The 775-nt window shown below is 52.6% G+C and carries 1 pseudogene; it reads right to left on the bottom strand.

Going from position 1 to position 775, the window contains the following annotated elements:
• Positions 1 to 566 (bottom strand): annotated as a pseudogene (locus GBM95_RS11915) (IS1634 family transposase); the annotation flags it as partial.
• Between the last annotated feature and the right edge of the window lie 209 nt (positions 567 to 775).

The raw sequence follows: 775 nt of genomic DNA, 5'->3' as shown, positions 1-775 counted from the left end.
AAGGCAAGCACCGCCGAATCTTCATCGCTCAGATGCGCGAGACGAGTAAACAGCGACTGCATGCCGGTTTCGTTGTGCCCCACTTGATCGAAAAGCTCAAAGCAGACGTCCGGACTAAGTCCCGGACGGTAAGGCACGTCATGATCAAGTTGCCAGGAATCGATTCGATTAACGGGATCGCCAGTGGCAACAAGATAGCGAGCCACTGAAAGGATCTTGTCGGCGTCACCGCCTGCATTGAAGGAATGACGCACGCATTCCTCCATGCCGGAGGACTTCCCGGCCCAGTCGAACAGATCGGACAAGCCTGTGCACACGCGCGTAGCCGAAGAATTTTCAGCGGCGACAGGTTCTGCTGTCGGCTTCGGCTCGCTCTTCTTTCTCTTGGGGCGACACGGGACGATCTGATTGGTTTCTGGGTCAATTTTGCCGATTCTCTCGGACTTGAGCACGACATTGTGTCCGAGTTTCGGGTCATAACGATATTGGCGACGCTCAACATAGGTCACGCCACTCTTGTGACGGACCTTGACTTCTCGGACTTTGATGGGGAATTCGGCATCCATAACGGCTCTCCTGCTAATAGGTGTACATTATATTAACATAGGCACAAAATAGTTGACAAGCGGCTACGGTTATGTTATAATTGATAAATGAGTTACGAAGATAAAACCATCACAACCCTCGACGGCCGCAAGGCCACTCCTGAAGCCCAGCTCGAGCTTCGCCGCCGCTGCATTGTTTACTTCCGTGATGGAGTAAAGCGCGCCGAAAT

Origin of the sequence: Sutterella seckii (assembly GCF_009183815.1) — a bacterium.
GTDB lineage: Bacteria > Pseudomonadota > Gammaproteobacteria > Burkholderiales > Burkholderiaceae_F > Sutterella > Sutterella seckii.
Note: the sequence above shows the minus strand (reverse complement) of the source record. Positions and strands in the feature narration are given on the sequence as shown.